General features: G+C 54.4%; 6 protein-coding genes and 1 pseudogene. 6 read left to right on the top strand and 1 reads right to left on the bottom strand.

All coding sequences use genetic code 11. The annotated features are described in order from the left end of the window. Positions 1–1488, bottom strand: a pseudogene (locus tag Q0628_RS05690) (hypothetical protein); the annotation flags it as partial. 217 nt (positions 1489–1705) lie between these two features. On the opposite strand from Q0628_RS05690, the gene Q0628_RS05685 reads away from it, so the two are divergent. The 6 genes from Q0628_RS05685 to metG all read left to right on the top strand — a co-directional run bounded on the left by Q0628_RS05685 (position 1706) and on the right by metG (position 9678). Next, a complete protein-coding gene (locus tag Q0628_RS05685) occupies positions 1706–2551 on the top strand; it encodes a TIGR02147 family protein (RefSeq protein WP_298768994.1) in 846 nt (281 codons plus the stop codon). After that, positions 2548–3939 (top strand): LamG domain-containing protein, encoded by a 1392-nt coding sequence (locus Q0628_RS05680; RefSeq protein WP_298768991.1) that lies wholly within the window; start codon positions 2548–2550, stop codon positions 3937–3939. The genes Q0628_RS05685 and Q0628_RS05680 overlap by 4 nt, the downstream gene beginning before the upstream one ends. Before the next feature lie 318 nt (positions 3940–4257). Further along, a complete protein-coding gene (locus tag Q0628_RS05675) occupies positions 4258–5535 on the top strand; it encodes a fibrobacter succinogenes major paralogous domain-containing protein (protein WP_298768989.1) in 1278 nt (425 codons plus the stop codon). 268 nt (positions 5536–5803) lie between these two features. After that, entirely contained in the window at positions 5804–6412 is a 609-nt protein-coding gene (ruvA, locus tag Q0628_RS05670; protein WP_298768987.1) for a Holliday junction branch migration protein RuvA, read from the top strand. A gap of 74 nt (positions 6413–6486) precedes the next feature. Beyond that, entirely contained in the window at positions 6487–7530 is a 1044-nt protein-coding gene (gene ruvB, locus Q0628_RS05665) for a Holliday junction branch migration DNA helicase RuvB (protein ID WP_298768985.1), read from the top strand. Positions 7531–7608: 78 nt separating this feature from the next. After that, positions 7609–9678, top strand: a complete 2070-nt coding sequence (gene metG, locus Q0628_RS05660) for a methionine--tRNA ligase (RefSeq protein WP_298768983.1) — start codon at positions 7609–7611, stop codon at positions 9676–9678. Positions 9679–9889 lie beyond the last annotated feature (211 nt).

Raw genomic sequence — 9889 nt, 5'->3', positions numbered from 1 at the left:
CTTGAGGCGGTAATCGTAGTGGTAGGTGCGCATGTCGGGGTTCTTCGAGTAGTTGTAGTCGGTATTCACCACGATGGCAAATGCCATCTTGCTTCCACCCGTGGTGCTCGGGGTCTTCGCTATCTTGAGGATTGCGGTCTCGTTGCCCTTCACGGGTTCGCTGTACACGGGCGTACCGTCCGTGGCGCGGTAGGCGAGCACCAGTCGCATGTTGTCGTTCGTGGAGTGTGAGCCGTTCGGGTAGAGCGTCATGCTGATCTGCGTCGCGCCGTCCTTGAGCTTGAGCGGGATTACGTTCGAGCCCGACCAGCCCGGAGTCGTTTCCTGGTTCGGCACCCAGTCTCCGTTGCTTACGGTTACGCTCTGGTAGGGAGTCATTTTCCAGGTGTAGCTTTTCCTGTTGTTGTCCCACATGTCCTGTTCCCAGTAGGTATCGCCGCCGAAATTGTTGTTCAGGAGCGCCTTGATTTCGTTGGACCATTTTTTCATGTCGAGCATGGCGAGCCTTGCGCGGAATTCGGTGATGAGCCTGCGCACTCCCTCGTCTCCGAGGCCGATGTCGAGCCCGTAGGTTTCGAGCAGGTAGGTCGTCTTGCCGTAGGCGTGCCCGTACACCCAGCGCACGGACCCCGTACCGAGCCAAGTTCCCATGAACGTGGGGAATATGTTGCTGTACTGCGCGCCACCCAGAAGGTAGCGCTGGTTCTTGCCGGTAACGCCCTGAGCGCCAGGGCCGCCGAAGGTACCGTCGATGAGCCAGCCCGAGTAGCATTCGATGGGCATGAAGGGCGCGATCACCGTCGCCGCGTTCAAGAATCCCATGCCGCTATAGACGCCTTCGCGGTGGCTGAACATGTCCTGCTGAATCCACGTGTTCCCCGCCTCCTGGAACCAGTGCGCTTCCTTCGCTCCGGGGTAGCCGTTCGTCATCGAGTGAATGCCCTCGTGTATCATAGCGTCCATCTGCGCCACGCGATCGCGGTAGGGACAGCTCGTGTTGAAACTGTACAGCGGGTAGAACGACGCCGCTACAGCCGTGTAGCCCGCGACCCATGTCTGCCATCCGCCGGTGGTGTCGGTCTTTGCGCCGCCCGCGCACGTGCCCGAGCCGTAGTAATACACGGCACTGTATTGCCCGTCTTGCGCCTGTGCGTCCGGGGCCCAGCCCATCACGTCGTAGAGGTATTCAAAATCGGTATCGTACTTCTTGAGGATGCTGTCAATAGTCACATCGGTAATGCGGCTGTCGCGGTCCTTGCCCCAGTAAAAAGCCCACCACTTGCCGGCTTTCTTGCCAGTCACGCCCGAACAGTTATTGTTGAACTTTGTGGGCGGCTTAATTTCGCCCAGATTCGACTTGGTGTCGTAATCCAGGTCTGAGCGGTAAGCGGGCCACGTGTAGGCGTCGCCGTTTGCCGCCCATGCGGCCGAACCCATTCCCGCCGCGAGCGCTGCCGCGGCAATCCATCCCATACACTTTTTCTGCATAAACACACTCCTGATTTGTGCTATGCAAGAAATAGATTATCACTTCACCGATTCCTAGGTTTGCGATTTCCATCAGAAAAGATTCCGTGTTGCAAGCGTGTAAAACGCCCTTTTGCGCCAGCTTTTGTGTAATATTTTATACACAAACAACAAAGTTTTTAAATAAATCTGCAAAATTTATTGATTTTTGTGTAAAAATTATCTATCTTAAAAGGCAATGAGTATCGCACTGGAACATCTGTTTGACTACGACGACTTCCGCAAGTTCATGCAGGACTATTTCGACGAGCAGAAGAAGCTGCGCGCAGTGTTTTCACATCGCTTTTTTGCGGCGAAAGCGGGCTTCAGCAGTTCGTCGTACTGTCTGAACGTAATCCGAGGGCGGTTCAATCTAACGCCCAAGTCCATCGAGAAGATTGCAAAGGCCATGGATTTCGAGCCCTTGCAAAAGGAATACTTCGAGGCGCTGGTGCAGTACAATCAGGCGCAGCAGGTGAACGAACGCGACCAGGCGTGGGAACAAATCCTGCAGATTCGCAAGCAAATAGAGTTCACGCACGTGACGACGCGCGAACAGGCGTACTTTAGCAAGTGGTACTACCCGGTGGTACGCGAACTTGCCGTGGAATCGGACTGGAAAGGCGACTTTCGAACACTCGCCCGCTCGCTCACACCGCAGATTACGACGGAAGATGCTCGCGAGGCGGTGAAGAACCTGCTGGAATGGGGGCTTTTGAAAAAAGAAGGCGAACATTACGAGCATACGTCTCAAATGCTCGATGCCACAGAAATTCCGCCAATTGCACTGCGGAAGATTCGTCGCGAATATGTACAACATGCGATAGGCGCGGTTGAATCGATGCCGAAGGAAGAACGGTTTGCCGCCTTCACGACGCTCGCCATGAGCGAAAGTTCCTATAATTACGCAGTTGACATATTGGAAGAGGCGCGCAAGAAGATTATTGCGCGGGCCGCAAACGATCTGAACGTGGAACGAGTTTACGAAATGATGCTTGTCGCATTTCCTATGAGCAAAAAGGTCGGAACGGAGGTTGAAAGATGAAACGCTCGGCTGCCTACTTAAAGCTACCGATCCTTTGCAGCACATGGACATTTGCCATTGCAGCAACCTTTGCCGTCCTCGCCTGTTCCAACGGCGAAGATGTCGCCGGCGGTGTGACCGACATCGGAAATTCAATCGCCGACAATTCCGACTCACTCATATTTTCAGGCGTGGTGCACAATCTACAAGGACACGCAGTACCTGCCGCACGCGTTGTCGCCTTCCTGGATAGTGCAAACGAAATCACCGATTCAATTGAAACTACCGCCGATTCTGCAGGATTCTTCAAAATCGGGCCAATCTCTTCGTTACAGGCAAAAAACGCCTGGCCACGATTCTACGCGGAATCCGAAGGTCAATCCGGTCTGCGCGGCGACGGACTTTCCTACGTAAAGAAGGATACAATCTGCATCGGCCCTCACAAGACGGTAAGCGGGAAAATTGCCGGAGCGACCTCCGGTTACATGCGCATTCCAGGAACGCACTTGCGCTCGCCCATCGGCAAGGACGGCACATTTGCGTTCGATTCCATCCCGGCAGGCGTTCAGATGGACCTCGTGTTCGTGCAGGACGATTCAGCCATCGCAAAATTTGAATTCACCACCCTTGAATCAAGGGACACGCTCAAGTTGCCCGAGCTAGAAGTAAACGGAGAATGGCTTACGAGCAACGACATGGACGTCATAGCAGATTACTACAAATTCTCTTATTCGCTCCCCGATTCTTCACAGGAATATCTCCCCAACGACCTCGAAATAGACATCGCCCTCCACATGGATGGCGACATCAAGGTGCTCAACCACGATTCTTCCGTTGCAGGCAACATAAACTATGTGGAGGGAATTAGCGGCAAGGCTGTATTCCTGGAACCCGGGCAGTTTATCGACCTCGACACGCTTGACCCCACGGGTGGCGACTTTACACTTTCGCTCTGGACCAAGTGGGACGGCCCCAACGGCGAGCACCAGGTCCTGTTTAGCCAGCGCGCCTACTGGAGCGATTCTACGTCAAGGTTCCAGTGGCACTACGAGGTGAATAGCGGGACATTTGCCGTGATGAAGAGTATGCCGGGTTGGCCGGAAGCTGTATACTTCGGCGATTCGACATCGGTGCCTGTCGGCGAGTGGACATTCCTTGTACTTGTTTCCAAGAACCATCACGTAAGTATGTATGTGAACGGCAAACCTGTGGCGATTACGGGTAGCGACGGTACCGAATTTGCAGGTGAGTTCGTGCCGAACGAACTGAACCACGGCGTTCCCTTCCGTATAGGCGGCGACGAAATCAAAACCGAGACCTGGAACGGCCCGCTCGATGAAATCTGGATAGAATCGTTCGCCCGCAGCCCCGAATGGATTAAGGTTCAATACGAGAAACTAAAGCCATAAACGACAGATTTCCCTAAAAAAGCATCAGATTCGTCATTTTTTCAAAAAAAACTTGACAGAGTTCGTAAAAAGGCTCTGCTAGGCCAATCCGTACGCCCGACCTCGGCTAGCAAACTTTCCCGAATCTGTAAGCCCATTCAAGGCTATTTATTCACTGCATAACCATAGTTTTTAGGCTATTTCGACAGGTTCCGATTTCGCAGTGTTTCCGCAGCCTTGTAAAAAAAACGATTTGACTTGACAGAGCCTCAAGGAATACCGCGAAGGATTCCTGATTATAAGTTATATTTAGATTGGAAATAACCGAAGGAGTCCGTCATGGCTGCGAAACAACCGCTTGTTTTTTTCTCCCGCCACTCACCCTGGAGCCTCAGGTCCCTGAGCTTATCGAAGGGTGTGACGATAGGATCCATGGCAATTCTTGCCGCCTGCGGAGGCGACAGCGACGGCGGTGCAAACGCTTCTACAAATGCGGGGACCGCCACTCTCGACGAAGTCTACGCTTCCGAAGACGACTTACCGAGTTGTACCGAAAGGTACGACGGAGCGGTAGCCTTAGTCGATGAAGATTCAACGGCGTTCAAGTGCGAAGACGGCAAATGGGTAAACGCTTCGAAAGTCTCTTCTTCGTCATCTTGGACCCCCGAAGGGGGGGGGATAGGATCCAGTTCCTCAAGTGTTTCGCCTACGTCAAGTAGCAGCATTTCAAGCTCCGCGCAGACTCCTAGTAGCAGTTCGGTTGAATCATCGTCTTCGGTTGCGCCTAGCAGTTCTGCAAAATCTTCTAGTTCGTCAGTAATATCGAGTTCATCGGTTGCTTCCAGCAGTTCCGTTGTGCAATCGTCGTCTTCGGTTGCATCTAGCAGTAGCTCTGCGGACAATGTGAATTGTTCTGCTCTTCTGGAAGGAAAAACGGAGCTCTTCTGGAATTGGAACATTCCGAAAGAATGCCGCCTGAATCCGGAAATCTCCTACGGCACCATGACCGACGGGCGCGACGGCAAGAAGTACAAGACCGTCACCATCGGCACCCAGACCTGGATGGCGGAGAACCTGAACTACGCTGACAGTGTAACGACCACAATTCTCAAGGGTAAATCCTGGTGTTACGACGACATTGCCAAGAACTGCGACGTGACCGGTCGCCTTTACGCCTGGGCTGCGGCCATGGATTCAGTAAAGACCGGCTGCGGCTACGACAAGACCTGCGACCTCGCTTCGGCAGGCTCAGAGACCTTGGTTCAGGGCATTTGTCCCGATGGCTGGCACCTGCCCAGCCAGAGCGAATGGTATACCTTGTTCACGGCGGTGGGCGACAGTTCAACTGCGGGCAAGGTTCTCAAGTCGCAGACGGGTTGGAAACCCAATAGCTACGGCAACGGCACAGACGCCTTCGGTTTTTCCGCCTTGCCTGCTGGCGGCAGGAGCAGCTATGAAGAATTCTACAGCGATGGCACGGCCGCGGAATTCTGGAGTTCTACGGAGTACGATAGCCAATGGGCGTACCGTATGCACTTGATCTACAACAGCGACGGTGCGTACCTGAACCACAACCATAAGAACCACGGGTTTCCTGTTCGTTGTCTCCGGGACTAGCGATGAGGTGAATCCTGCACGGAAATGCTTGCATTTTCCGTGGCTCTGTCAAGCCATTTTATACGGTCACGGCGCAAAACGCTGTTTTTAGGCTAATTTTGCCATTTTCGGTTTCCGCAGCCTTTCTACAGCAATACGACCAGGCATGACAGAGCCCGCCCCCGAAACCGCAGCCTTGTAAAAAAAATACGGAATGACTTGACAGAGTTCGTAAAAATAGTATATATTTGTGCAGTAAACAAATGTTTATTACTTTTACGGGTTTTGCATGATAGAACGGATACATGGAATTTTGATCGAGAAGTCCCCCACATTCGTGGTCGTAGACGTAAACGGCATTGGTTACGGAATAAACATTTCGGCATACACGGCAGGAAAGTTGCCCGAAATCGAGAGCGAAGTAACGCTCCACACGAACCTGGTTGTCCGTGAAGATTCCATGACCTTATTCGGATTCGCTGACAAAACAGAGAAAGACACTTTTTTGATGCTTCTGGACGTGAACGGGGTCGGACCGAAACTAGCCCAGCGCATTTTGAGTGGCACAACCCCTGCCGACCTGTTGAACATGATAGCTAGCGATAACAAGAGCGCCCTCGGAAAAATCAAGGGACTCGGCAAGAAAACCTGCGAACAGATGATACTCACACTCAAGGACAAGGCAGGAGCAATGCTCCAGGCCTTGGGCGATGTGGAAGGCTCTGGAATTACAGGTATGGGAGCCCTTACCGGTCCGAAGATGGAAGCCGTTTTGGCACTGCATACGCTTGGCGTGAAGGACCCGGCTGCAGAAAAGGCCGTGATGAAGGCTGCTGAAATCCTGGGCGATTCTGCGGATGCGGCAACCCTTATTCCCGAAGCTTTGAAGTATCTTTGATTTGAAAACTAAAGAAAAAACAAACGTCATTGCGAGACCCCAGGGGTCGAAGCAATCTCTAGAAGAACTTGAATATGGACGATCAAAGAATCATATCTCCGGAACGCAGATCGGGCGACGAAAGCGACGTAGAACGCACGCTCCGTCCGCCTTCTCTTGAAGAGTTTACCGGACAGAAGAATATTAAAGAGAGCCTTTCAATTGCGATCGAAGCAGCCAAGCACCGTGGCGATTCGCTGGACCATTGTCTATTCTGCGGCCCTCCGGGACTCGGCAAAACAACCCTCGCCGGGATTATAGCTAAGGAAATGGGCGTCAACATCCACATTACTAGCGGTCCCGTTCTCGAAAAGGCTAGCGACCTAGCCGGCCTCCTGACAAGCTTACAGGAAAACGACATTCTATTCATCGACGAAATCCATCGTCTGAACCGCGTTGTCGAAGAATACCTCTACCCCGCCATGGAAGACTTCAGGCTCGACATCATGCTCGATTCCGGACCTGCAGCCAGAAGCGTGAACCTGCCGCTCAAGCATTTTACGCTAGTGGGCGCCACGACGCGTAGCGGACTTCTGACTAGCCCGCTACGAGACCGATTCGGGCTTCATTATCGCCTGGAGCTATACGACGACGATGACATCAAGAGCATCTTGATGCGTAGCGCTAAAATTTTGAATGTCGGACTCGAAGAAGATGCGGCAAGGCTCTTGAGCGGACGATGCCGCGGAACGCCCCGCATCGCAAACCGCGTGCTCCGCCGTTGCAGAGATGTAGCCCAGGTCCGCGGAACGGGAGTCATCGACCTTATGTCGGCAAGCAAGACGCTTGAAATGCTCGGAATAGACGGTGAAGGCCTCGACCACATGGACCGCAAGATTTTATCGATGATCATCGACAAGTTCGGCGGTGGCCCCGTGGGGCTGGGCACCATCGGGGCTGCGCTCGGCGAGGAGCCCGACACCCTCGAAGAAGTCTACGAGCCGTACCTGATCCGCAAGGGCCTCCTCGCGCGAACGCCGCGTGGCCGAACCGCCACGCGCACCGCCTACGAAATGCTGCACCGAGAAATACCCGTTTCAAGCGCAAATATAAGCATGCAAGAAGAACTGCAGCTGTAAACCGAGGTGCTGCTCAAATATGCGAAAGCAGGCTTTCACTCATGATTCGCCTTGCACACTTTTACTATCTTTGGGCACATGAAAAATTTTTACGTTACCACCCCGATTTATTACGTGAATGACGCCCCGCATATTGGGCACTCCTACACCACCGTCCTCGCGGACATCCTCACCCGCTTCCACAAGATTCTCGGCTACCAGACGTTCTTCTTGACCGGTACCGACGAACACGGCCAGAAGGTGCAGCGCGCTGCCGACAAGCGCGGCGTGACCCCGCAGGAACACGTAGACGAATACTACCACCGCTTCGAAGACCTGTGGAAGAAGATGGGTATCGGTAACGACTTCTTTATCCGCACCACCATGCCCGAACACAAGGCCTTTGTGCAGGAATGCCTGCAGAAGCTCTGGGACAAGGGCGAAATCTACTCGAAGGAATACGAAGGCTGGTACTCCGTCGGTGAAGAACGTTTCTTTACCGAAGACGAGCTGGACGAAAACAAGTGCGACCCCATCAGCCACCGCCCGGTGGAATGGCTCAAGGAAAAAAACTACTTCTTCAAGATGGGTTCCTACCAGCAGAAGCTCATTGACTTCTTGGAAAGCCACAAGGACTGGATTGTGCCGGACTACCGCTGGAACGAAATCCGCGGGTTCCTGCGCCAGCCGCTGAATGACCTTTGCATCAGCCGCCCGAAGGCACGCCTCAGCTGGGGCATTCCGCTGCCCTTCGACACCGACTACGTGACCTACGTGTGGTTCGACGCTCTCCTGAACTACGTGAGTGCCTCCACCGCCTTCCACAAGACTTACGCCGACGGCACGCCAATCTGGCCCGCCACTTATCACCTCATCGGCAAGGACATCTTGACCACCCACAGCGTGTACTGGCCGACTATGCTCATGGCTCTCGACATTCCGCTCCCGCAGCACATCTTGGCCCACGGCTGGTGGCTCGTGAACGGCGGCGAAAAGATGAGCAAGTCCGCAGGCAACGTGGTGAATCCCATGGACTACATGGAAAAGTACGGCATCGACGCGTTCCGCTACTTCCTTGCCCGCGAAATGGTGGTGGGCCAGGATGCGAACTTCACCCACGACGCCTTCGTGCGCCGCATCAACAGCGACCTCGCCAACGACCTGGGCAACGTGCTGAACCGCGTGCACCGTCTGGTGCTCAACAATTTTGAAGGCAAGCTCCCCGCAGCGACCTCCATCGGCGACGCCGAGAAGGAAGTCATCGAACTTGCGAACAAGGTGATTGCCGAAATCAAGGAAGGCCTGCCGCAGGCTCGCCTCTCGCAGTCTATCGAAACCATCATGCAGCTCGTGCGTAGCATCAACCGCTATCTCGAAGTCAAGGCTCCGTGGAAACTCGCCAAGGACGAAACCAAGAAGGACGAACTCGCAACCGTGCTCTACATCTCAGCCGAAGCCGTGCGTCTTTCCCTCAGCCTGCTGTGGCCAGTAATCCCCGCCAAGGCAGAAGAAGGCCTCGCCATGATCGGCTGCAAGTTCCAGAGCGCCGACGATCTCGCCTGGGGTATCCTCAAGGGTGGCGAAGCGTTCGGCGAAGGCAAGCCGCTCTTCCCGCGTATCGAAGAAGAAGTCAAGAAGCAGGAAGCCCAGAGCAAGCCCAAGCAGAACAAGCCGCTGATGGCCGCCGACGTGCCCGCTGCCATGGACATGCGCGTGGCCCAGATCAAGGAAGTAGCCGACCATCCGGACGCTACGAGCCTCTACGTGCTCAAGGTGGACGCTGGCGAAGGCGAACTCCGCACCATTTGCAGTGGCCTCAAGAACAGCTACAAGGCCGAGGAACTGAAGGACCGCAAGATTCTCCTGTTCGCGAACCTGAAGCCTAGCGCTCTTCGCGGCATCATGAGCCAGGGCATGCTCTTTGCGGGCGACCTCGACAACGAGGCCCACACCTGCAAGCTCGTCTCCGTGCCCGAAGACGCAAAGCCCGGTGACCGCGCCCTGTTCAAGGGTGTAGCACCCAGCGAACCGCGTGAACTGAAGGTGAAGGACTTCGAGAAGATTGCGCTCTCCGTGAAGGGTGGCGCGGTGTTCTGCGACGCCCTCGCGCTTGAAGTGAACGGGAAGCCCGTGACCTGCGACGTGGCCGACGGCAACGGAGTGCATTAAGGACCGAGCTGGCTAAAATCAATTGAATCCTTACTCTGGAGCCAGCTCTCTCGCGACCACGCCTGGTCAATACCAGGCGTTTGTTGCTCACAGAGACCGCTCGCGCCCATTCGCGCCGAATTGCGCTCAATCGACTGAATTCGGGTTATTTTTCGGCGGCTTTAGCGGCCGCAGCTTTATCGGCAGCCCGCTCCCAGCGAGCGGGCTTTTT

This window comes from uncultured Fibrobacter sp. (assembly GCF_937877005.1).
In the GTDB taxonomy this organism is placed as follows: Bacteria; Fibrobacterota; Fibrobacteria; order Fibrobacterales; family Fibrobacteraceae; genus Fibrobacter.
This window is presented reverse-complemented; position numbering and strand designations above follow the sequence as displayed.

Bases quoted from the DNA above. Each gene is read 5' to 3' on its own strand.
- ruvA (WP_298768987.1), top strand. From the start codon at position 5,804: ATGATAGAACGGATACATGGAATTTTGATCGAGAAGTCCCCCACATTC.
- Q0628_RS05685 (WP_298768994.1), top strand. From the start codon at position 1,706: ATGAGTATCGCACTGGAACATCTGTTTGACTACGACGACTTCCGCAAG.
- Q0628_RS05675 (WP_298768989.1), top strand. From the start codon at position 4,258: ATGGCTGCGAAACAACCGCTTGTTTTTTTCTCCCGCCACTCACCCTGG.
- metG (WP_298768983.1), top strand. From the start codon at position 7,609: ATGAAAAATTTTTACGTTACCACCCCGATTTATTACGTGAATGACGCC.
- Q0628_RS05680 (WP_298768991.1), top strand. From the start codon at position 2,548: ATGAAACGCTCGGCTGCCTACTTAAAGCTACCGATCCTTTGCAGCACA.
- ruvB (WP_298768985.1), top strand. From the start codon at position 6,487: ATGGACGATCAAAGAATCATATCTCCGGAACGCAGATCGGGCGACGAA.